This is a genomic window from Bradyrhizobium sp. WCU1, assembly GCF_053474805.1.
Genome location: NZ_CM130280.1, coordinates 4,397,356 through 4,418,049, shown reverse-complemented (window position 1 = coordinate 4,418,049; position 20,694 = coordinate 4,397,356). Strand labels below are relative to the sequence as shown.

Here is a 20,694-nt window from a genome sequence, read left to right as displayed (position 1 = left end):
GCGAATGGACGGACACGAAAAATTATTCCGCGCAAAATGATGTTGGAGATGATTGCGATGCTTGAACAGATTGCTCGCGTACTCTTGTGGCTTTCCCTGGGTGAAATTGCCGCCAAGTCCGGCTTGTGGCCGCTTCCCGCGCCAGTCACCGGCCTCATTCTGCTCTATGCCGAACTCGCCATTCGGGGACGGCTGCCCGATGATCTGGGCATCCTTGCAGACCGACTGCTTCAGTTTCTGGGCATGTTGTTTGTGCCGGCAGGCGTCGGCGTGATCGCCTATTTGGATGTCTTCAAGACCGAAGCAACGCCAATTTTGGCCGCGGTGATTGGAGGCACCGCCATTACTCTTTTTGTCACGATGGTTGTCGTGAACCGGCTCGGCCGAACGATTGCAATAAGTCGGGAGCCCGGGTCCGAACGCGTCGAGGGAGCAGCACGCGATGTCAACGCTTGATCTGACAAATTTGACCTGGGTCAGCCTGGCTGACCAGCCGATCCTGGAAACAGGTGCGACCGTATTCGCTTTCCTGGCAGCAACTCGCATATCGCGCCTCGGCGGCAATCACCCGTTGCTCAACCCCACCCTTCTGGCGATCGTCCTCATCTCGCTCGGCCTCGAAGCGACACATATCCCCTACAAGACGTATTTGCGCGGCGCTGACCCGATACACTTCATGTTGGGGCCTGCGGTCGTTCTGTTGGCCGTACCGCTATTCCGTCAGCGGGCCGTAATCCGCGCTTCCGCACGGTTGATCGCGGTCGGATTGGGTGTCGGATTGCCCGTTGGGGTCCTAAGCGCTGTCGGCATTGCCTGGGTTATGGGGGCAAGGTCGCAGACCATCCTTTCCTTGGCGCCCAAGTCGGTCACTGCCGGAATTGCGGTCGGCATTTCCGAGCAGATCGGTGGTCTGCAAACGCTTACGATTGTGCTCGTGATCATGACCGGCATTACCGGAGCCGTCCTCGGCCCACTTATCGCGCGCCTTGCTCGTATTGACGATCCGCGTGTCGTTGGGCTGACCATGGGCATTGCCTCCCACGGAATCGGAACCGCGCGGGCATTCCAGATCAACGAGGTCGCCGGTGCCTTTTCCGGGCTCGGGATGGGCCTGAATGGCGTACTCACAGCCATCCTGCTTCCATTGATTTTTCGGCTGTTCTAAGGTTGGCCCAGTTGACCTTGCGTTGAGCGAGAGATGGACATTGCCAAGAAGCTGGTCACTAAGCTCCCTCTTGAGGAGTTGTGGGACCAAGAACAGATATTCAACGCGCAACGCATCTCCACTGGGCTGAACGCATCGGAATTAATGGCAACAATTAAAGAAGGGGCGACATTCGTCGTCGCTGACGTTGGACTGCGGCCCCGTTGGATCGATCCTGCGGAAAGGTTCGAGTTCTGGAAGACTGAGGTAAAGTCACGACTTGCCGATAAGCCAGCCTCGCTTGAAGACCTCCCCGGCGAGTACTGCTATTTCGCTTCGAAATGGCTACTCGCTGATGGACTTCCATTGATTGTCCTTGAACGACACCACTGATTTGACGGCAAGGTCCGTCAAGGGTCAAGAGCAGCCCATCTCGATCGTTGCCATAAAATGGCTCCTCTCTTCAGGGTACTTTGGAGGCTATTTGAGCGTTAGGACGACCGATCCAGCAACGGCGTCTGTTACACCAAGTCCATTGCCGAGATCTTCCAAAGTATCCCGGAACGAATTAAGCGTTGCGATCATGTTCGGACGTGCGTTTGCCAGCGTCTCCATGTCCGGCCACTCGGCGATGACGCAATACGTGCGCTCGCCGGTCTTTATCATGTAAGAGTGTTTGAGGCCGGGCCAGCTAACGTTCTTGTGGGCGTCGATGAAATCCTGATCACGCCCGGGCTTCACCCGGAAGCGTACCGCGTTGAATGCAGTCATGATGTAGCCCTCCCGTGCGCAGTTGCAAATGGTCGCCTTGCCAAGCGTGATCATCGCTATTTTGGGGCACCGCGCAAGCTCCGCCCGGCACTCAACCTTGATGTCCGTTTGGGGGTCACAAGGCGGCCTCTCTCCGGTCAGATCGCGTGGCCGCTATCTTCTCCAAAGCAGACATCTCGGATTGATGAACATGCGTCCTAGAGCATGATCCGGAAAAGTGCGTAGCGGTTTTCCGAAAAGATCATGCTTAAACAAGAATCTAAAGCGCGATGACGATTCAGCCCGATGTCATCGCGCTTTAGCCGCGCAGCCTGACACGGTCCTCGCGCGCGCAATCGGTGACGAAGCCGATCACCGCCCGCACCGACGGAAGCTCGACCAGATCGGGATGCGCGAGCAGCCAGAGATCGGAGAGGCTCGAGAGTTTTTGCGGCGCGACCCGAACCAGATCGGGATAGTCGGCGCCTACCAGGCAGGACAGCGCGCAGATCCCGAGCCCGGCGCGCGCCGCGGCAAGCATGTCGCCCTGCGAGGAGCAGCGCATCACCGTCGTGCCCTGCCGGGTGATCACGTCGCTCCAGCGCGCCAGCCGCGCATTCGAGGCCTGGTCGGCAAAGCCGATCACGCTGTGGCCTTTCCATTCGTCCGGCCGCTCCGGAAGCTTGCGGCCGGCCGCATAGCTGCGCGAGGCATAGAAGCCGGCGCCGAGCCGGCCGATCCTGCGCCCGATCAGGTTTTCGTCGCCCGCATCGACCGGGCGCAACACCACGTCGGCCTCGCGACGGCGGACGCTGGCCGGAAACGGATGGGTGATGATCTCGAGCTGGATATTGGCGTGGTCGCGCAGGAACGGCCCGAGCCGCGGCATCAGCCAGTGCGCCGCCAGCGTCGCGCCGATCGACAGCTTGACGACGCCGCGCGCCTGCTCACCGGTCGCGGAGGCGGAGGCTTCCGCGCGCAAGGCCGCCGCCGCCATCGCCTCGGCGTGCTCGCGGAACTTGCGGCCATGCGAGGTCAGCGACAGGCCGTCAGTGGAACGGGCGAACAGACGGGTGCCGAGCTGCTTCTCGAGCGCCGCGACGTTGCGGCCGACGGTCGGATGGCTGATGCGCAGCCGCCGCGCCGCGCCCGCGAGGCTGCGCGTCTCCGCCACCGCGACGAATGTCTTGCAGAGCTCCCAGTCCATGCGCCGTCCGCCTGCGCCCGTGTTCAATTCTGGCCAATCAGCCGTTCAATATTGAACGCGATCGCGCGGCCGTCCAGCCTTATATTGCGGCCGCGCCAGGAGAGCCGCCGCTCCCGCCATCACAACACATCGCGATCCGCCCCGGCCGCAGGCCGAGCGGCGCGCATGGAGGATCCGAACATGTCGCTGCCTGCTTCGCTCGCCAACAAGCTCGAACTGCCGGTCGTCGGCTCCCCGCTGTTCATCGTCTCCGGGCCCGAGCTCGTGATCGCGCAGTGCAAGGCCGGCATCGTCGGCTCGTTTCCGGCGTTGAACGCCCGCCCGGCCGAGAAGCTCGGCGAGTGGCTGACCCGGATCGAGAACGAGCTCGGCGAGCACCAGGCGCTGCATCCGGAGAAGAAGGTCGCCCCCTACGCCGTCAACCAGATCTGCCACGCCTCCAACGACCGCCTGATGCGCGACATGGAAACCTGCGTGAAGCACAAGGTGCCGGTGATCATCACCTCGCTGCGCCCGCCGTCCGAGATCGTCGAGGCCGCGCATTCCTATGGCGGCGTCGTGTTCCACGACGTCATCAACGTGAAGCACGCCCGCAAGGCCGCCGAGCAGGGCGTCGACGGCTTGATCCTGGTCTGCGCGGGCGCCGGCGGCCATGCCGGCACGCTGTCGCCGTTCGCGCTGGTGCGCGAGGTCAAGCAATGGTTCAAGGGCACGATCCTGCTGTCGGGCGCGATCTCCGACGGCTGGAGCATCGCATCCGCGCTCGCGCTCGGCGCCGACCTCGCCTATATAGGCACCCGCTTCATCGCGACTCAAGAAGCCAACGCCGACGTCAGGTACAAGCAGGCGCTGACCGAACATGCCGCGCACGACATCGTCTATTCGAACCTGTTCACCGGCGTGCACGGCAACTACCTCGGGCCGTCGATCGCGGCGGCCGGCCTCGATCCCGCCAACCTGCCGGTCGCCGACAAGTCCAAGATGAATTTCGGCTCCGGCGGCAACACCAAGGCCAAAGCCTGGCGCGACATCTGGGGCTCGGGCCAGGGCATCGGCCAGATCACCGACGCCCCGCCGGTCGCCGAACTGGTGACACGGCTGAAGGCGGAGTTTAATGAGGCGCGCAACGACTTCATGAAGGCCAGCGCCTGACGCTGGACGATCGCCTGGAGAGACCCGGTATGATCATCAGCGGCGACCGACAGATCAGCTACGGCGATATCCACGCCCGCATCGCACGGGCAGCGAACGGCTTCCGCGGGCTCGGCATGCGCGACGGCAAGCCGGTCGGCATGATGCTGCGCAACGATTTCGCGCTGTTCGAGGTGGTCGCGGCCTCGGCCGCGCTCGGCAGCCCGGTGGTGCCGATCAACTGGCACCTGAAGGCCGACGAGGTCGCCTACATCCTGGCCGACAGCGGCGCCGACACGCTGGTCTGCCACGCGGATCTCCTGCCGCAGATCCGGGACGGATTGCCGCCGGAAATCAAACTGCTGATCGTGACGACGCCGCCGGAGATCGCCGCCGCCTATGGCGTGGCGCCTGAATTGACGCGGGTGCCGGATGGCATGACCGACTGGGACCAATGGCGCGACACGCATGCGCCGCTGACCGATGCCCCGATCGGCGCCGCGCCGATGTTCTACACCTCGGGCACCACCGGACTGCCGAAGGGCGTCCGGCGCAAGCCGATGCGGCCCGAGCAGATGCCGGCGGCCGCCCGCATCGGCGCCATCACCTACGGCGTAAAGCCCAACGAGGATCAGGTGATCCTGATGAACGGGCCGATGTACCATTCGGCCCCGCATTCCTACGGCATGCTGGCGTTCCGCAACGGCTGCAGCATCGTGCTCGAGCCGCGCTTCGATCCCGAAGATCTGCTGCAACTGATCGAGCGCCACGGCGTCACGCACATGCATATGGTGCCGACCATGTTCGTGCGGCTGCTGCGCCTGCCGGAGGAGACGCGGCGCCGCTACGACCTGTCGTCGCTGCGCTTCATCATCCATGGCGCGGCGCCCTGCCCGGTCGACGTCAAGCGCGCGATGATCGAGTGGTGGGGGCCCGTCATCAACGAATATCTCGGCTCGACCGAAACCGGCATCCCGGTCTGGCATTCGTCGGCGGAAGCATTGGCAAAGCCCGGCACCGTCGGCCGCGCGATCGAGGGCGGCATCGTCAGGATCTTCCGCCCCGACGGCACGCAATGCGACGTCGACGAGCCCGGCGAGATCTTCATGCGCCAGACCTTGATCTCGGATTTCGATTACCATGGCAACGCCAAAGCGCGCGCCGAAGCCGACCGCGACGGCCTGATCAGCGTCGGCGATGTCGGCTATCTCGACGCCGACGGCTATCTGTTCCTGTGCGACCGCAAGCGCGACATGGTGATCTCGGGCGGCGTCAACATCTATCCCGCCGAGATCGAGAACACCCTGATCGGCATGGACGGCGTGCGCGACTGCGCGGTGTTCGGCGTTCCCGACGACGAGTATGGCGAGCGGCTGTTCGCCTGCGTCGAGCCGGAAGCAGGAGCTGCGCTATCTGCTGCGGCGATCCAGGATTTCCTGCGCGGCAAGCTCGCCAATTTCAAGGTGCCGCGCGACATCCGCTTCATGGACGCGCTGCCGCGCGAGGCCACCGGCAAGATCTTCAAGCGCAAGCTGCGCGACCTCTACCGCGAAGGACAGCTTCGCTGAACGATATAACGGCGAAGCGAACGGCGTTTGAAACTTAGTTGCTGTTGCAAACAGCCGGCAATCGACGCAACGATGCCGGCCCGCATCCAAGGCCGGGATCATCGCCATGAACGCCACCGACTTCATCGTCATCCGCAACGACCTGCAGCAGTGCAAGGTGATCGAGACGCGATTGCCCGACGCCGCGGCGCTGCCGGCCGACGCGCTGCTGGTGAAGGTGACCCGCTTCGCTTTCACCGCCAACAACATCACCTACGCCGTGATCGGCGAGCAACTGAAATACTGGCATTTGTTCCCGGCGCCCGAGGGCTACGGCATCATCCCGGTGTGGGGCTTTGGCGAGGTGCTGGCCTCGAAGCATCCCGCCGTCGCCGTCGGCGAGACGCTGTTCGGCTATTTCCCGATGGCGACCCATCTGGTGATCGAGGCGGCCGATGTCAGCAAGCGCGGCCTGCGCGATGGCGCCGCGCACCGGCAGGAGGTGTCGCCGGTCTACAACGCTTATGCCCGCGTCTCCGGCGATCCGACCTATGCCGGCCGGCAGGGCGATTTCCGCGCGCTGCTGCTGCCGCTGTTCATGCTGTCGTTCCTGGTCGACGACTTCCTCGCCGAGAATGAATTCTACGGCGCGCGCCGCGTCATCCTGTCATCGGCCTCGAGCAAGACCGCATTCGGCCTCGCTCATCTGCTGCACAAGCGGGGTATCCGCGTGATCGGGCTGACCTCGAAGGGCAATGTCGATTTCGTCTCCTCGCTCGGCTGCTATGACGAGGTCGTCAGCTATGACCAGGTCGCGGCGATCCCGCCGGCAGAGCCGGTCGCCTATGTCGACATGGCCGGCAACAGCGCGCTGCGCGAGGCCCTGCACCGGCACTTCGGCGATCAGATGGTCTATTCCGGCCGGGTCGGGCTGACGCATCGCGCGAGCGAGCCGGACGAGCCGGCACTGCCCGGCGCCAAGCCGGTGTGGTTCTTCGCGCCGGACCAGATCCGCAAGCGCGCCAAGGAATGGGGCCCCGGCGGCATCGACCAGCGCTTCGGTGCCGCATGGACCGGGCTCGTGCCGCATCTGCCTGATTGGCTCGATGTCGTCGAACGGCGTGGCCCGGCCGCGGTGCGCGAGGCCTATCTCGATACCCTGCAGGGCCGCGTTCCGCCGGACCAGGGCTTGATCCTGTCGCTGGGCGAATAGGCGCTATCCCGTCACGGCCTTTCTGCGGCCTCGCCAATGGGTATAGGCTTTGCGGCAATGGGAACGCCGCCGGGCAACTGACCAGGGGCGGCCGATGACGGGAAACGCCGGATGCTCGACAAGACGGACGATATTTCAGTCGCCGCCGACAATTGGCTCGTGCAGTTCGAGGATGCGCTGGCGAGCCCCGACGATGTGCTGCTGAAGCCGCTGTTCCATCCCGACAGCTACTGGCGCGACGTGCTGGCGCTGAGCTGGAACATCCAGACCGTCAACCGCGCCTTCGCCATCATCGAGGAACTGCCGTCACATGCCCGTCGCAGTGACCCACGCGACTTCCGCATCGATGCCGAGCGCGCGGCGCCGCGCCGGGTGATGCGCGCCGGCACCAATGCGATCGAGGCGATCTTCAAGTTCGAGACGGCGACCGGCCGCGGCCACGGCATCGTGCGGCTGATCCCTGACGCCGCCGACGGCGACCGGCTGAAAGCCTGGACCTTGTTGACCGCGCTCGAGGAGCTCAAGGGTTTTGAGGAACAGCAGGGTCACACAAGGCCGCGCGGACAGGCCTATTCCCGCGACTTCCGCGGACCGAACTGGCTCGACCTGCGCAAGGCGTCCACCGAGTACGCCGATCGCGATCCGGATGTGCTTGTCGTCGGCGGCGGACAGGCCGGGCTCGCGATCGCCGCGCGGCTCAAGCAGCTCAAGATCGACGCGCTGATCGTCGACCGCGAGGCGCGCGTCGGCGACAATTGGCGCAAGCGCTACCACGCGCTGACCCTGCACAACCAGGTGCAGGTCAATCATCTGCCCTACATGCCGTTCCCGCCGAACTGGCCGACCTACATCCCGAAGGACAAGCTCGCCAACTGGTTCGAATCCTATGTCGATGCCATGGAGCTGAACTTCTGGACCGGCACGGAATTTCTGGGCGGCAGCTACGACGATGCGCAAGGACGCTGGACCGTCGAGCTGCGCCGCGCCGACGGCACGACGCGGACCATGCAGCCGCGCCATGTCGTGATGGCAACCGGCGTCAGCGGCATCCCCAATCTGCCCGACATCCCAGGCCTGAAGAATTTTTCCGGCAAGGTCATGCATTCCAGCCGCTACGAGGACGGCGAGAGCTGGACCGGCAAGCGTGCGCTGGTGATCGGCACCGGCAACAGCGGCCACGATATCGCGCAGGACCTGCATTCCTCCGGCGCCGCGGTCACGCTGGTGCAGCGCTCCCCGACCCTGGTCACCAATATCGAGCCGTCGGCGCAGCTCGCCTATGCCGCCTATAATGAAGGCTCGCTCGAGGACAATGACCTGATCGCGACCTCGATGCCGCTTACGCTCGCCAAGCGCAGCCATGTGCTGATGACCGAGCAGTCGAAGGAGCTCGACAAGCCGCTGCTCGACGGTCTCGCCCGCAGGGGTTTCAAGCTCGATTTCGGCGATGGCGGCACCGGCTGGCAGTTCAAATACCTGACCCGCGGCGGCGGTTATTACTTCAACGTCGGCTGCTCCGACCTCGTCGCGAGCGGCGCGGTCGCGCTGAAGCAGTTTTCCGACATCGAGACCTTCGTCAGCGAAGGCGCAAGGCTCAAGAACGGCGAGACGGTGGAAGCCGACCTCATCGTGCTCGCGACCGGCTACCGGCCGCAGGAAGAGCTGGTGAAGAAACTGTTCGGCGAGGCGATGGCCCAACGCGTCGGCCCGATCTGGGGTTTTGGCGACGGGCAGGAGCTGCGCAACATGTACACCCGCACGCCGCAGCCCGGCCTGTGGTTCATCGCCGGCAGCCTCGCGCAATGCCGCATCAACTCGCGCTATCTCGCGCTGCAGATCAAGGCGATCGAGGCCAGCCTGCTGCCGCGCGACGTCGGGCCGGTGGCGAGGCTTTTATAGTCAGCCGTCATTCCGGGTTCGCGCTGCGCGCGCCCCGGAATGACGAGAAGAGAGGGGACAGCCAATGCCGACCATCCTCGGCGCCGGCGAGCTCGCTAACGCGTCGTCGAGAACTTCGCAAAGCTCCCCGATGGCTGGAGCCTGACCGTCGTCGCCTCCGTCGCGGTCGACAGCAAGGACCGCGTCGACGCCGTCATTGCGAGCGCAGCGAAGCAATCCATGCCAAACTCGGGGATAGATGGATTGCTTCGTCGCTTCGCTCCTCGCAATGACACCGAGGACAGCAAAATCAAATCTCGCCGATCGCCTCGCGTCGGCGCTGCTCGGATTCTTCAGCGTAGCGCCGCATCGCGTGCGCTTCGGTGAGCAGGCCGATCGGACGCCGGTCGCCATCGCCTTCGACCACCGCGAGCGACTCTGCTTCGGCCGCGTCGAACACCGCGATCGCCTCCTGCACGTTCATGCCGGGATGCAGCACCACGTCGGCGTAGCGCAGGATGCCGGCGAGCCCCTTGTCGGCCTCGAGATCCGGCGCATGGGCTTCGGCGACCAGCGCGAGCCCGGCATAGCGCCCCTCGCCGTCGACCGCGACGACCTGGGTCTTCGAGCCGAGCGGGAATTCCTCGCGGAACGCCGCGATCGGCATCGCGGCGTTCACCGTGATCATGTCCTGCCGCATCATCTTGCCGACCGTGAGATCGCGGATCCAGCCGATATCGGCGGCGCTGCGGATGGTCTCGCCGCGCAGATGCAGCCGCCAGGTCGCGAACGAATAGCCGAACAGCTCACGCGTGATCGTGGTCGAGATGATGACCGCGACCAGCACCGCCGTGGTCAGCCAGAGATTGCCGGTGGATTCCAGCGCGATGAACGACATCGTCAAGGGACCGCCGATCACCGACGCCGACAGCGCGCTCATCCCGATCACCGCATAGGCGTTCGGATCGAGATTGAGCCCCGGCCAGACGATGTCGACGCCGGCGGCGAACAGCCGGCCGCCGAGCGCGCCCATGAACAGCGTGGCGAAGAACAGGCCGCCGCGGAAGCCCGAGCCGAGCGAAATGATCGAGGCCACCGCCTTCAGCACGAACACGCCGGCGATGAAGGCGAGCGGCATCGCCACGATGCCGGCGAAGCGCAGCGCGCCATGGCCCGACGACATCACCTGCGGGGTCAGCAGCGCCATGGCGCCGACCGCAAGCCCGCCGAGCGCCGGGCGCAGCGGCGGCCAGAGCCGGGTCTTGGCGAGCAGCGCCTCGCACAGCGTCACCCCGCGCATGATCGCAATTCCGGTCAGCGCCGCGAGCATGCCGAGCAGCGTGGCGATCGCCAGATCCCGCCCGAGCACGTCGCCGACGGTTCCGACGCCGACCCCGAGCGGCAGCGGCTCGAAGGCATGGGCGACGAAATAGCCGGTCACCGCCGCCACCCCGACCGGGGTCAGGCTCGCCGGGGTGTAGCCGCCGATCACAAGTTCGAAAGCGTAGAACGCGCCCGCGAGCGGCGCGCTGAAGGCACCGGCGATCGCCGCCGCCGCGCCACAGCCGACCATGATTCGCTGGTCGTTGCGGCGGAGATGGAAACCGCGGCCGAGCGAGGCGGCGAGGCCGCTGGAGAGCTGGGTATAGCCGGCCTCGAGCCCTACCGAGCCGCCGACGCCGCTCGACCAGATCGTCTGCAGCGCCACGATCACGCTGCCGCGGAACGACATCCGCCCGCCATAAAGCGCGTTGGCCTCGATCGGGTCGATCTCGCGGGCCGGCCGGACTCGAAGCAGCAGCAGGAACGCAATCCCTAGCAGCAGGCCACCGATCGAGGGAACCAGCAGCGCGCGCAGCGGATCGATACTCGGCTGGCTCGACAGCCGGTCGCCATAGGGCAGATTGAACAATACGGCATGCAGCACGGAGACCAGCATGCCCATGACGGCCACCACGAGGCCGCCTATGGCCCCGATCAGGACCGCCAGCACCACCAGGCTCGTCTCGTGCGCGCGCACGAACGCGCGCAACCGGCGCGGCGCTTCGAGATAGCTCGACTTGGTGGTCATCGGCAGGGTCCGTCACTGGCCGACAGGCCTTGCGGCTCCCTTTACGGGCCCCGCGGGCGGGAGGCAATCGGGGCAGGAACATGGCAGGGGATGGCGGATAAGCCGCTCATCGCTCTTCACAATCCCGTCACGCTGCCTGTAGTATGTGAGTGCATGCTGCTTCGCAGCTAATGGGAGTCAGGAGCGTTATTTGAACGCACATGTCTCACAAGGCGGTTGGCCGGTGCTGGTCTTGAATGCGGACTTCCGGCCGCTGAGTTACTACCCGCTGTCGCTCTGGTCCTGGCAGGACGCGATCAAGGCGGTGTTCCTCGATCGTGTCAACATCGTCGAATATTACGACCGCGCGGTACGAAGTCCTTCCTTCGAAATCCAGTTGCCCAGCGTCGTATCGCTGAAGTCCTTCGTCAAGCCGACCACGCACCCCGCCTTCACCCGCTTCAATGTCTTCCTGCGCGACCGCTTCTCCTGCCAGTATTGCCTGTCGCCGGACGACCTCACCTTCGATCACATCATTCCGCGCAGCAAGGGTGGCCAGACCACCTGGGAGAACGTCGTCGCCGCCTGCTCGCCCTGCAATCTGCGCAAGGGCAATCTGACGCCGCAGCAGGCCAAGATGTTTCCGAAGCAGACGCCCTACGCGCCCACCGTGCATCAGCTCCATCGCAACGGCCGGCTGTTCCCGCCGAACTATCTGCACGAAAGCTGGCTCGATTATCTCTACTGGGATACTGAGCTTGATCCATAGGCGGCGGACGTTTACCCAGCTATGCCGGCGCCGGATTGATCCAGTTGCCGTTCTGATAGAGCACCGTCACCGAACCGGCCTGGGTCAGGTCTGCCACGGTCGGATTCGAAACGGCGTTGAACAGCATCACGCCGGGCCTAAAGTCTTGTTGAAACCAGATCTGCACCTTGTCGAGCGGACGCAGCGAGGCCGATCCGCGAACGATGGATCTCGGCGCAACATAGATCGGCGTGACGCGCACCACGCGGTCCGGTCCGACTGACGCACCACTCAGCGAAGGGTGAATCGGTCCGTAATCGTTGATGAGCGTGATCTGTTCGGGCGGTCCGCCCGAACTCGCAGGCCCGAGCACCCCCACGGCATCGAGGGTTGCCTGCTGGCCGAGCGCGATGTCTACGGCATTGGTTCGGCTCTCAATGCGCGCGACGCCATCGATGATGTCGGTCCCGAACAGCTGAAATTGCTCCGACCAGGCGAAAGTGTTGCTGGCGAGATAATCGGGGAACGATTGCCAGGTCACGCTGTAGCTATACTCGACGCATCGCGCAAAGCACAGCGTGTAACCGTTGTCCTTGAGAATCTGCAGATCGCCCGGGGCGATCTGCACGGTCACCGATTTGGTCATCGACGGGTCTTCGGACGTCATCGCGCGATCTCCTCCAATGCCTCCACCAGCCGCGCCACGCGTGCCGGCGTGAAAAATTCGGGCAGCCGCAGGACCCTGCCGTTGCGCAGCGCCACCTCGATGATCCCATGGCTGCCCGCATTGACGCCGCTCTCCTGTCCGGCGGTCGCCGCTCCGTCGGTTTCGCACAGGTTATCGGTGACAAAAATCTCCGGCAACGTTGCCGTGAATTGCCGCAGCGCCTCGCGCGCCCTCGTCTGGATCGCCGGTTCGGGTCGCTTGTCATGCCGGTCCTCGATATCAGGCTTGCCGCGGCCCAACATCAACCAGTCCAGCGAGATATCGAGAAATTCGCAGAGCGCCACCGCGTGCTCGAATGACAGCGATCCGCTCTTCAGCCATCGCGATACCGCACTCGGTTTGACGCCAAGCGCCTCCGCGAGCGCCGTCTGCTTATTCCATCCCCGCAGAAGCATTGCTTCCGCCAGCCGACTTCCACGCGCGAGCGTGGATGTTCGGTTGTTGCCCCGCATGTGATCGGCTCACTCTTGACGGCGGGATCCTGCCGGCCCGCTTCCTCTGTCGCGGTTGGACCGCCGGCTCCCCAACGCTCCGTAACGCCGGCGCCGGCTGGTCCAGGCCGGCGTCGACGCAATGCTGACAACGAACGAGGCCGACGTCCCGGCGTGAAGTTATAGCGAGGTCGCCATGTCCGGGACAGCCGGCACGCTTGCCTCGCGCGTCAAACTGGCGCGAGGAGGCGCGCGCGGGGACGTCGGTGCGCCGGTTCAGGCCGGCACTTTGGTGCTGATCGAGCTGAACGTGCAACCACTGGCAGCCAGCGCTCGGATCACGAACTCGACCAGGGTGTCGGTCGTCGTGGGATCACTCGCCAACAACGCCAGGTGCTGACGATCGACGGCGTTGAGTCCCCGCGTCTCACTGTAGGTGATCGTGAAGCTGCTTGCGCTGGGATTCACCTTGACCGCGAACTTCTGGTAGACGCCGGTCAGATAGGTGCCGATCTTGGTCGCCAACAAGCCGGCGACCACGGTCCCGACCACAGCCACCGTGACCAGCAGGTACGTCTTGGGATCGCCGGATTCCAGGGCCGACGGGGTGGACCAGCTGCCGTCATAAAGCCGTGTCGCTGAATCCACTTCCGTCAGGTCGATCTCGATGGCCTTGCTGACATCCTTGCTGATCATGGTGCTCGTGGTCAGATCCTGCGCGAACCAGACCTGGAGCATTTCGACCGGCGTCAGAGCGTCCGCGCCGGTTTCGATTGCATCGGGCGCCACGTAGATCGGCGTCGTCCGCTGAATGCCGTCGGGGCCGGTCGACACGGAATTCAATCCGGGGTGGATGAGACCATAATTGTTGACGAAGGTGACGGCGTCGGCAGAACCGCCGGTCACGGCGTCGCTGAGATTGCCGGCCGCGTCCATGGTGACTTGCTGGTTGAGTGTCGCGGTCACGACGTTGGTCGATACCTGGACCTGCACCGAGGTCTGGAAAGTATTGGTGCCGAACACCTGATAGACGGGAGTCCAGCTGAAGGTATTGGTATCGAGATATTCGTCGAAGGACTGCCACACCACGTCGTAGACGTCCTTCACCTTCTTGGCGAAACAAAGCTTGTAGTGGTTGCCCTTGAGAGTTTCGAGCGCCTCTTTTGTAATCTGAATTTGGACTGACTTGGTCATTGCCTAATCCCTTGCATAACCGGCGGCCTCGGCCGGCTGAACGACGGGGCGCCGGACATCGCCGAACAGCGATCCCTGCAGAGGATCAAGAGCACCATGCTCCTTGTCCGGCCCCGCGGCCGAAAACTGGCATGGTGCGCTTCTTCAGGCTCTCTCGACCGGTTGCACGCAGCGCAATTTTAACTTTTGTTTTTGCAATTTCAGCAACCTTAAATTGATCAAATTGAGATTGAGATCATAACCAGTTGCCATTCTGGTAGCGACGGGCCGCCGAATTCACCGTCGTCAGGTCGATCTCGACCGCGTTGAGAACGTGGTCATCGATGATCGTGCCTGTCGCCAGGTTCTGCGCGAACCAGACCTGCACCTTCTCGATCGGCGCGAACATGACGGTGCCGACCGGAACGGACTGCGGATAGAGATAAATCGGTGTGATGACTTGATTGCCGCCGGGACCGATCGAACCGGACTGTAGTCCGGGATGGATGGGGCCGTCCTGGTTAACGAAAGTGATGCTATGGGAGTCCGCGCCGGGCTCGGCCGGTCCAATATGCCCGGCCTGATCCATGATCACGCGTTCGCCAAGCGAGGCCGCCACGAGATTGGTGTCCACCACGACCCGGGCTGAGGTCTGGAAGTGGGTGCTGCCGAACACCTGATAGACCGGGGTCATCCAACTGAAGCTATTGATGGCGACGAAGTCGCCATGTGACTGCCATACGACGTTGTAGATGCCGTTCACCTTCTTGGCGAGACATAGCCTGTATCGGTTGGTCTTGAGGTAAGCGACATCGGCGATCCCGGTCTCAATCTGCACTGACTTGGTCATGGCCTGCCCCCTTGGAATGTCCGGCAGTCTCTGCCGACTAAATCACGGGGCACCGGACACCCGCCGAACGGCGATCGCCGCGGCGGATCAGGAGCACCATGCTCCTTGTCCGGCCCCGCAGCCGAAACTGGCACGGCTCTCCGTCTTGAGCTCTCCGATCTGGTTGCGTGCGGCGCAACTATGAAGAAAACAATCTTTGATTGGTTTCGACCTCGCTCCGAAGCACGCCGGCGCCTGCGCGAAGATCGCCTCCTGCGCGTCGCTGCCGCCGATCGAAGCCTTGCCGACGGCGGCGACCGCGTTAACGAATTAACCTCCACAAGCTGAACTTGTTGACGGCTCACGCGTCTCGCTGGAGAGTCGCGGCAAGGACGCACGCCTGCGCGGAGCAGTTCTGAAATTGTCATGCTCGCGTGATGTCGACCGGCTCGAGGTTGTCGGCTGTCATTTGATCCTGTCGTCCGACGGTGCTGTCGCAATTGGGCGGCAGCAGACGAAATGGCGAATCATGCTTAGCGCAACGTCCGATACAGCGGTCCGGCTCATCCACCCGCACGACGGTCTGTCGATCTCGCCGGATCACCCGAGTCAACAGCCCGAACCGATCGCCCAGGCCAACGCACAGACGTCACGCAAGGGCGCCGCCAGGCCGATGACCACGGCTGACGTTCCTGCGGTCGCCGGCCTCTTCCTCAAGGTCTTCAGGGGCACCGACAAGCCGGCAAGTACCGATCTCAAGGGCTATTTGCACGCGCTGACCCTCGGGTCGCCGTCCTACAGCGAGGCTGCGGGCACCCAGATCTATCAGCAGCAGGACGGCCTGATCTCGAGCGCGCTGCTCTCCGTCCCGATGCGCTTCATGGCCTGCGGCAATGTGATCCCGGGGCGGCTGCTCGGCGTCTTCATGACGAACAGGGACTCCGCCGGGGCGGCCCAGCTCAATCTTGGCCTGCGACCGAAAAAGGCGAGTCTTTCGTTCTGTGACAGTGCATCGCCGACCAGCGCCAGATCCCTGATGGCCATCGGCGGAAAGACCATTCCGATGCAGAACCTGGAGTGGGTGCGCACCTTCCGTCCGTTGGGCGCACTGCTCGGACGTCTTTCGCCGCGCTTGTTGCGCCGGATCGATCCCGGCCTGGCAACGCTCGCGCGTCCCGTCGACGCTTTCCTGGGCCGCCTGCGCGGCGGCGACCTCGAGAGCCCCGCCGGCCTGAAGGTGCAGGAGATGTCCATCCCGGACTTCCTCGCCCACGCGCCCCGCCTCATTGCCCACTACGCTGTCCGGCCGCTCTGGTCGGAGGACGAGCTCGGCTGGCTCGTCGGCCTCGCGGCGCAGAACACCAGGCTCGGCGCATTCACGATCCGCGCGATCGTAGACCATACCAGCGCGACGATCGGCTGCTTTGTCTACTACGCGTCTCCGGGGCGGACCGCGCATGTCCTCAACATCCTGTCGCTTCCCGGTCGGGAGGTTGGCGTGCTCGGTGCGATGTTCCGCCACCTCGAGGACACCGGCCACCTCGAAGCCCGCGGCCGCGCACAACCGGCTCTGATGGCAGGGCTCGGGCTGCAGCGCTGGCTCGTGTTCCGGCACCGCGCCTTCGCCATGGCGTTGACGCGTGTTCCGGAAGTGAACGACGCCATCGTGCGCGGCGATATCTATGTCGGCGGCCTCGCGGGCGAGGACTGGAGCCGGCTGATGTGCGACTTCGGCTGAGACCGGACTAAGCCGACTGCTTCGTCGGCGCCGCGTCACCTTCTTCGCGTCCGGGTACGCTGACATGGACTTCATGTCCCAGCCTGATCGCCGGCGACGCGGCGGCGGCCGCCGACTCGAATGCGGCTTCCTTGGTGGCGTATCCGGCGTTGAGCTTGCCGTCGTGCAGGACGCCCCATTCTTCGCCGGCTGAAATCACCGCGTATTGAGCCAATCCCATCGTGTTCTCCTTACGCAAATGGCGCTGCGGCCGCCTCATTGCGCCGATGTCTCGCGCGGACGATCGCACCACGCGCCAACGGCGCGTTTGGAACGAGGTTCCTGAGCGCAACCGGCCCGGCTCCATCCTGGAACGAGGCTGCGGGGCCGCTTGCGATCGCTTTTGCGTGATCGCCGGGATATATGATTGCAGCCTAATAGTTTGTATCCTATCTAATTTGCATGCCTCCGTCGCAATCCCATATCCACGCCGAGATCGGCCGCCTGATCACCAGGCTCGCCCGGATCTGGCGTCGCTTGTCGGATCAGGCGCTGTCCGATCACGGCCTATCCTACGCGACGGCCATCCCGCTGCTGGTGCTGTCGCGGCACGGGGAGAACGTCCGTCAGGGCGTGCTGGCCGACGAACTGGGAATAGAGGGGCCTTCACTGGTGCGGCTGATCGATCTGCTGCAGTCTGAAGGCCTGGTCGAGCGTCGTGAGGACCCGACCGACCGGCGCGCCAAGACGCTGCATCTCACGGCGGCCGGCGACGCCAAGGTCGAGGAGACCAACCGGGTGCTGCGCCGGGTGCGCGCCAGCATGCTGAAGGATATCGGCAGCGAGGAACTTGCGGTAACCTTCGAGACGCTCCAGCGCATCGAGCAGCGGGCAAGCCGGCCGCAGGACGCTAAGACCGCTCAAGTCAAGACCGCTCAAGCGAAATCGACTGCAGAGGCGCGATAGTCATGCGCGCGGAAGAGCCGTTCCTGGTCCGCCACGCGGACCTCATCTTCGCGTTGAAGACGTTCGCCGCGTCGATGCTGGCGCTCGTCATCGCATTGGCGATCGATCTGCCGCGCCCCTATTGGGCGATGGCGACGGTTTACATCACGTCGCAGCCGCTGGCCGGCGCGACCAGCTCGAAGGCGTTCTTCCGCGTGATCGGAACGTTGATCGGCGCCACCGTCACGGTGGCGATGGTGCCGAACCTCGTCAACGCGCCCGAGCTGCTCTGCCTTGCCATCGCGCTGTGGGTCGGGCTCTGTCTCTATCTGTCGCTGCTCGACGGAACGCCGCGCAGCTATGTCTTCATGCTGGGCGGATACACCGTCGCATTGATCGGCTTTCCGTCCGTCGCCGAGCCGGGAAGCATTTTCGATATCGCGCTGGCGCGGGTCGAGGAAATCTCGCTCGGCATCATCTGCGCAAGCCTGGTGTCGACCGTGGTGTTTCCGCGCAGCGTCGCGCCGGCGGTGGGCGGTCGCGTCAGGAGCTGGCTGTCGGATGCCCGCCGCCTGTCCCGCGACGTGCTGCTCGATCACGGCACCAGCGAGACGCGCCGGGCCCAACGCCTCCGCCTCGCGACCGACATCGTCGAGATCGATACGCTGGCGACCCATCTCGCCTATGACCGGCTGGCCGACACCGGCACCGTGCGCGGTCTCGCCGAGGTCCGGCTGCGCATGCTGATGCTGCTGCCGATTGCCACGTCGATCGAAGACCGGCTCGCCGCGCTCGGCAAGATGGCGCTGCAACGGCAACCGGAACTCCAGCGCCTGATCGGCGACGTCGCCGCATGGATCGTGGACGAGGATCGCCAGCGGCAATCCGGCGAACAGATCCGCGCGACGGTCACCGCGCGGCTGTCTGCGCTCGACGGCCTCGCGCCGCGGGAACGCATCCTCACGATCAGCCTGCTGCTGCGGTTGCGCGACCTCATCGACATCTCGGCCGACTGCCGCGCGGTGGCCGATGCGATCGCCGCGGGCCGGGATATCTCGACCGTCCAGCTCGCGTTCCATCCGGAGTCGGGAGCGGCGCCGGTTCGTCATCGCGACCACGGCATGGCGCTGTGGTCGGCCGCGGGGACCGCGGTGGCCATCCTGATCTGCTGCGGCGTGTGGATCGCCACCGGCTGGGCCGATGGCGCCTCGGCGCCGATGATGGCGGCGGTCGCCTGCTCCTTCTTCGCCGCGCAGGACGAGCCGGCACGCAGCATCCGGGCCTTCGGCCTGTTCTCGCTGGTCGCGATCGTCGTGGTCGCGATCTATCAGTTCGCGCTGGTGCCGGGCATCTCCCATGTCGAGGTTCTGATCGCCGCGCTGGCGCCGACCTTCCTGCTGTACGGCTTCCTGATCGCGCGGCCGAAAACCTCGCCGATCGGCATGGCGCTCGCCGCCAACACCGCGACGCTGCTGGCGCTGCAATCGACCTACACCGCGGACTTTGCCAGCTTCGCCAACACGTCGGTCGCCTTCTTCCTCGGCGTCGTCATCGCGGAGATCGTGACGCGGATCGCGCGCGGCGTCGGCGCCGAATGGATCGCCAAGCGGCTGACGACGTCGAGCTGGCAGACGCTGGCGGTCGCGGCCGAGCGGCGCGGCCGCGGCGATCGCGCGCAGTTTGCCGGCCTGATGCTGCATCGGCTCGGGCTGTTGGTGCAGCGCATCGCCTTCATCTCCGAAAGCGACCGCCGCGATACCGACAGCCTGGTCCAGTTGCGCATCGGGCTCAACATCATCGATCTCAGGCGCGCCCGCTACGGCCTCGCCGCATCGACCGTGCGCGCCATCGACCACATGCTGGATGACCTCGCGGCGGCGTTTCGCGCCCATGCGGACCAGGCGCTACCGGCCGAGCTGCTGTCATGCATCGACGCGGCGGTGACCGCGGTCGTCAAGGATCCCAATGAGCGCGCGCGGGACGATGCGTTGCTCGGCCTCGTCGGCATCCGCCGCGGCCTGTTTCCGGATGCGCCCGCCTACCGATCGCAGCCCGAGGAGAGTTTTGCGGCATGAGATATGAGCTCGACATCTACGGAGTTCTGGTCCCCGCGCTGCTGCTGTGGCTCGTCATTGCCTATGCGCTGAGCGTGCTGGTGAGCCGGATCATGCGCCGCTTCGGCCTCTACCGGCTGGTCTGGCATCGCGCGCTGTTCAATTTCGCACTGTATGTCTGCCTGCTCGGCGGCGTCGTTTATCTTTCGGAGTTTCTGCCATGAAGGGGAATTTCGCCTGGCTCGGCCGGGTCGCGTTGACCGCGATCGCGCTTGTCGCCGCGCTGGCCGTCGGTCGCGCGCTCTGGGTCTACTACATGGAGTTGCCGTGGACCCGCGACGGCAGGGTCCGCGCCGACGTGGTTCAGGTCGCTCCCGACGTATCCGGTTTCGTCACCGACGTGCTGGTCAAGGACAATCAGCAGGTGCACCGCGGCGATATCCTGTTCCGGATCGATCGCGCGCGCTTTGCGCTGGCGTTGCAGCAGGCCGACGCGGCGGTCGCCGGTCATCGCGCCACGCTGGATCAGGCCGAATCCGATCTCAGGCGCTACAATTCGCTGACCACCGATGCGGTGTCGCAGCAGAAGCAGGAACAGGTGCTGGCCACGCAGCTGCAAGCCAAGGCCGCCTATGACCAGGCGGTCGCCGATCGCGCCGTCGCCCAGCTCAATCTCGATCGCAGCGAGGTGCACGCCTCCGTGAACGGCACCATCACCAACATGGACCTGCGGCCCGGCGCCTACGTCACCGCGGGCAAGGGCGTGATGGCGCTGGTCGACAGCGATACGCTGCATGTGGAAGGCTATTTCGAGGAGACCAAGCTGGCGCGCATTCGCGTCGGCGACAAGGCGCAGATAAGGCTGATGGGCGAGCCGGTCCGGCTCACCGGGCACGTCGAGAGCATCGCGGCGGGGATCGAGGATCGCGACCGCGGGCAAGGCGCGAACCTGCTCGCCAACGTCAATCCGACCTTCAGCTGGGTTCGACTCGCACAGCGGGTCCCGGTGCGGATCGCGCTGGACCATCTGCCGGATCGCATCGCGCTGGTCGCCGGCCGCTCGGCGACGGTCGAGATCACCGACTAGAGCCTGATGAGATTAGGTTGAGCTGGGACGGCGTCGAAGCTTCACCTCTCCCTTGGGAGAGGT

At 64.7% G+C, this 20,694-nt stretch carries 21 protein-coding genes; 13 read left to right on the top strand and 8 right to left on the bottom strand.

Annotated features, from left to right (window positions below):
- Positions 1-57 precede the first annotated feature (57 nt).
- From ACTUWL_RS20385 to ACTUWL_RS20375, 3 genes are read left to right on the top strand one after another with little or no spacing between them, the layout of a single operon-like run.
- The gene (locus tag ACTUWL_RS20385) at positions 58-456 is read left to right on the top strand and encodes a CidA/LrgA family protein (RefSeq protein ID WP_021079439.1); all 399 of its coding nucleotides are present in this window, start codon (positions 58-60) and stop codon (positions 454-456) included.
- Positions 443-1,165 (top strand): LrgB family protein, encoded by a 723-nt coding sequence (locus tag ACTUWL_RS20380; RefSeq protein ID WP_021079438.1) that lies wholly within the window; start codon positions 443-445, stop codon positions 1,163-1,165. The genes ACTUWL_RS20385 and ACTUWL_RS20380 overlap by 14 nt, the downstream gene beginning before the upstream one ends.
- Positions 1,166-1,198: 33 nt before the next feature.
- Entirely contained in the window at positions 1,199-1,537 is a 339-nt protein-coding gene (locus ACTUWL_RS20375; protein WP_035651699.1) for a hypothetical protein, read from the top strand.
- An 87-nt stretch (positions 1,538-1,624) separates the two neighbouring features.
- On the opposite strand, the gene ACTUWL_RS20370 is transcribed toward ACTUWL_RS20375, so the two are convergent.
- The gene (locus ACTUWL_RS20370) at positions 1,625-1,915 is read right to left on the bottom strand and encodes a hypothetical protein (RefSeq protein WP_021079437.1); all 291 of its coding nucleotides are present in this window, start codon (positions 1,913-1,915) and stop codon (positions 1,625-1,627) included.
- Between the two features lie 298 nt (positions 1,916-2,213).
- A complete protein-coding gene (locus ACTUWL_RS20365; protein WP_021079436.1) occupies positions 2,214-3,101 on the bottom strand; it encodes a LysR family transcriptional regulator in 888 nt (295 codons plus the stop codon).
- Between the two features lie 180 nt (positions 3,102-3,281).
- Between ACTUWL_RS20365 and ACTUWL_RS20360 the strand changes: the two genes are divergently transcribed.
- The 4 genes from ACTUWL_RS20360 to ACTUWL_RS20345 all read left to right on the top strand — a co-directional run bounded on the left by ACTUWL_RS20360 (position 3,282) and on the right by ACTUWL_RS20345 (position 8,891).
- On the top strand, positions 3,282-4,253 hold the full coding sequence (locus ACTUWL_RS20360) for an NAD(P)H-dependent flavin oxidoreductase (RefSeq protein ID WP_021079435.1): 972 nt from the start codon (positions 3,282-3,284) through the stop codon (positions 4,251-4,253).
- Between the two features lie 29 nt (positions 4,254-4,282).
- On the top strand, positions 4,283-5,800 hold the full coding sequence (locus ACTUWL_RS20355) for an acyl-CoA synthetase (RefSeq protein WP_021079434.1): 1,518 nt from the start codon (positions 4,283-4,285) through the stop codon (positions 5,798-5,800).
- A gap of 106 nt (positions 5,801-5,906) precedes the next feature.
- A complete protein-coding gene (locus ACTUWL_RS20350; RefSeq protein ID WP_021079433.1) occupies positions 5,907-6,992 on the top strand; it encodes a DUF2855 family protein in 1,086 nt (361 codons plus the stop codon).
- 111 nt (positions 6,993-7,103) lie between these two features.
- Positions 7,104-8,891: a flavin-containing monooxygenase gene (locus ACTUWL_RS20345; RefSeq protein ID WP_021079432.1), complete on the top strand. Its 1,788-nt coding sequence runs from the start codon at positions 7,104-7,106 to the stop codon at positions 8,889-8,891.
- Between the two features lie 289 nt (positions 8,892-9,180).
- Here the strand turns inward: ACTUWL_RS20345 and ACTUWL_RS20340 are convergent, their stop codons facing one another.
- The gene (locus ACTUWL_RS20340; RefSeq protein WP_021079431.1) at positions 9,181-10,941 is read right to left on the bottom strand and encodes a chloride channel protein; all 1,761 of its coding nucleotides are present in this window, start codon (positions 10,939-10,941) and stop codon (positions 9,181-9,183) included.
- Positions 10,942-11,131: 190 nt separating this feature from the next.
- Here ACTUWL_RS20340 and ACTUWL_RS20335 point away from each other — a divergent pair, with 190 nt between their 5' ends.
- Positions 11,132-11,689, top strand: a complete 558-nt coding sequence (locus ACTUWL_RS20335; protein WP_024584725.1) for an HNH endonuclease — start codon at positions 11,132-11,134, stop codon at positions 11,687-11,689.
- A gap of 19 nt (positions 11,690-11,708) precedes the next feature.
- Here the strand turns inward: ACTUWL_RS20335 and ACTUWL_RS20330 are convergent, their stop codons facing one another.
- The 4 genes from ACTUWL_RS20330 to ACTUWL_RS20315 all read right to left on the bottom strand — a co-directional run bounded on the left by ACTUWL_RS20330 (position 11,709) and on the right by ACTUWL_RS20315 (position 14,849).
- The gene (locus ACTUWL_RS20330) at positions 11,709-12,335 is read right to left on the bottom strand and encodes a hypothetical protein (RefSeq protein WP_021079429.1); all 627 of its coding nucleotides are present in this window, start codon (positions 12,333-12,335) and stop codon (positions 11,709-11,711) included.
- Positions 12,332-12,847, bottom strand: coding sequence for a helix-turn-helix domain-containing protein (locus ACTUWL_RS20325; RefSeq protein ID WP_106940483.1), 516 nt, complete (start codon positions 12,845-12,847; stop codon positions 12,332-12,334). The genes ACTUWL_RS20330 and ACTUWL_RS20325 overlap by 4 nt, the downstream gene beginning before the upstream one ends.
- 255 nt (positions 12,848-13,102) lie before the next feature.
- Positions 13,103-14,020, bottom strand: a complete 918-nt coding sequence (locus ACTUWL_RS20320) for a hypothetical protein (protein WP_199196618.1) — start codon at positions 14,018-14,020, stop codon at positions 13,103-13,105.
- A 235-nt stretch (positions 14,021-14,255) separates the two neighbouring features.
- A complete protein-coding gene (locus tag ACTUWL_RS20315; RefSeq protein ID WP_021079426.1) occupies positions 14,256-14,849 on the bottom strand; it encodes a hypothetical protein in 594 nt (197 codons plus the stop codon).
- 508 nt (positions 14,850-15,357) lie between these two features.
- Here ACTUWL_RS20315 and ACTUWL_RS20310 point away from each other — a divergent pair.
- Positions 15,358-16,566 carry a hypothetical protein gene (locus ACTUWL_RS20310; RefSeq protein ID WP_021079425.1) on the top strand — a complete coding sequence of 403 codons (1,209 nt, stop codon included), beginning with the start codon at positions 15,358-15,360 and terminating at the stop codon, positions 16,564-16,566.
- 7 nt (positions 16,567-16,573) lie between these two features.
- On the opposite strand, the gene ACTUWL_RS20305 is transcribed toward ACTUWL_RS20310, so the two are convergent.
- Positions 16,574-16,786, bottom strand: a complete 213-nt coding sequence (locus ACTUWL_RS20305; protein WP_021079424.1) for a hypothetical protein — start codon at positions 16,784-16,786, stop codon at positions 16,574-16,576.
- Between the two features lie 221 nt (positions 16,787-17,007).
- On the opposite strand from ACTUWL_RS20305, the gene ACTUWL_RS20300 reads away from it, so the two are divergent.
- Genes ACTUWL_RS20300 through ACTUWL_RS20285 form a run of 4 tightly spaced genes read left to right on the top strand, consistent with a single transcriptional unit; the run spans position 17,008 to position 20,631 of the window.
- Positions 17,008-17,511 carry a MarR family winged helix-turn-helix transcriptional regulator gene (locus ACTUWL_RS20300; protein ID WP_021079423.1) on the top strand — a complete coding sequence of 168 codons (504 nt, stop codon included), beginning with the start codon at positions 17,008-17,010 and terminating at the stop codon, positions 17,509-17,511.
- A 2-nt stretch (positions 17,512-17,513) separates the two neighbouring features.
- Positions 17,514-19,565, top strand: coding sequence for an FUSC family protein (locus tag ACTUWL_RS20295; protein ID WP_021079422.1), 2,052 nt, complete (start codon positions 17,514-17,516; stop codon positions 19,563-19,565).
- On the top strand, positions 19,562-19,768 hold the full coding sequence (locus ACTUWL_RS20290; protein ID WP_021079421.1) for a DUF1656 domain-containing protein: 207 nt from the start codon (positions 19,562-19,564) through the stop codon (positions 19,766-19,768). Before ACTUWL_RS20295 ends, ACTUWL_RS20290 begins: the two co-directional genes overlap by 4 nt.
- Positions 19,765-20,631, top strand: coding sequence for an efflux RND transporter periplasmic adaptor subunit (locus ACTUWL_RS20285; protein WP_021079420.1), 867 nt, complete (start codon positions 19,765-19,767; stop codon positions 20,629-20,631). The genes ACTUWL_RS20290 and ACTUWL_RS20285 overlap by 4 nt, the downstream gene beginning before the upstream one ends.
- The last annotated feature ends 63 nt before the right edge of the window (positions 20,632-20,694 follow it).

Coding starts and splice junctions, on each gene's coding strand:
- ACTUWL_RS20385 (WP_021079439.1), top strand. CDS start 58: ATGCTTGAACAGATTGCTCGCGTACTCTTGTGGCTTTCCCTGGGTGAA.
- ACTUWL_RS20380 (WP_021079438.1), top strand. CDS start 443: ATGTCAACGCTTGATCTGACAAATTTGACCTGGGTCAGCCTGGCTGAC.
- ACTUWL_RS20375 (WP_035651699.1), top strand. CDS start 1,199: ATGGACATTGCCAAGAAGCTGGTCACTAAGCTCCCTCTTGAGGAGTTG.
- ACTUWL_RS20370 (WP_021079437.1), bottom strand. CDS start 1,915: ATGACTGCATTCAACGCGGTACGCTTCCGGGTGAAGCCCGGGCGTGAT.
- ACTUWL_RS20365 (WP_021079436.1), bottom strand. CDS start 3,101: ATGGACTGGGAGCTCTGCAAGACATTCGTCGCGGTGGCGGAGACGCGC.
- ACTUWL_RS20360 (WP_021079435.1), top strand. CDS start 3,282: ATGTCGCTGCCTGCTTCGCTCGCCAACAAGCTCGAACTGCCGGTCGTC.
- ACTUWL_RS20355 (WP_021079434.1), top strand. CDS start 4,283: ATGATCATCAGCGGCGACCGACAGATCAGCTACGGCGATATCCACGCC.
- ACTUWL_RS20350 (WP_021079433.1), top strand. CDS start 5,907: ATGAACGCCACCGACTTCATCGTCATCCGCAACGACCTGCAGCAGTGC.
- ACTUWL_RS20345 (WP_021079432.1), top strand. CDS start 7,104: ATGCTCGACAAGACGGACGATATTTCAGTCGCCGCCGACAATTGGCTC.
- ACTUWL_RS20340 (WP_021079431.1), bottom strand. CDS start 10,941: ATGACCACCAAGTCGAGCTATCTCGAAGCGCCGCGCCGGTTGCGCGCG.
- ACTUWL_RS20330 (WP_021079429.1), bottom strand. CDS start 12,335: ATGACGTCCGAAGACCCGTCGATGACCAAATCGGTGACCGTGCAGATC.
- ACTUWL_RS20325 (WP_106940483.1), bottom strand. CDS start 12,847: ATGCGGGGCAACAACCGAACATCCACGCTCGCGCGTGGAAGTCGGCTG.
- ACTUWL_RS20320 (WP_199196618.1), bottom strand. CDS start 14,020: ATGACCAAGTCAGTCCAAATTCAGATTACAAAAGAGGCGCTCGAAACT.
- ACTUWL_RS20315 (WP_021079426.1), bottom strand. CDS start 14,849: ATGACCAAGTCAGTGCAGATTGAGACCGGGATCGCCGATGTCGCTTAC.
- ACTUWL_RS20310 (WP_021079425.1), top strand. CDS start 15,358: ATGCTTAGCGCAACGTCCGATACAGCGGTCCGGCTCATCCACCCGCAC.
- ACTUWL_RS20305 (WP_021079424.1), bottom strand. CDS start 16,786: ATGGGATTGGCTCAATACGCGGTGATTTCAGCCGGCGAAGAATGGGGC.
- ACTUWL_RS20300 (WP_021079423.1), top strand. CDS start 17,008: ATGCCTCCGTCGCAATCCCATATCCACGCCGAGATCGGCCGCCTGATC.
- ACTUWL_RS20295 (WP_021079422.1), top strand. CDS start 17,514: ATGCGCGCGGAAGAGCCGTTCCTGGTCCGCCACGCGGACCTCATCTTC.
- ACTUWL_RS20290 (WP_021079421.1), top strand. CDS start 19,562: ATGAGATATGAGCTCGACATCTACGGAGTTCTGGTCCCCGCGCTGCTG.
- ACTUWL_RS20285 (WP_021079420.1), top strand. CDS start 19,765: ATGAAGGGGAATTTCGCCTGGCTCGGCCGGGTCGCGTTGACCGCGATC.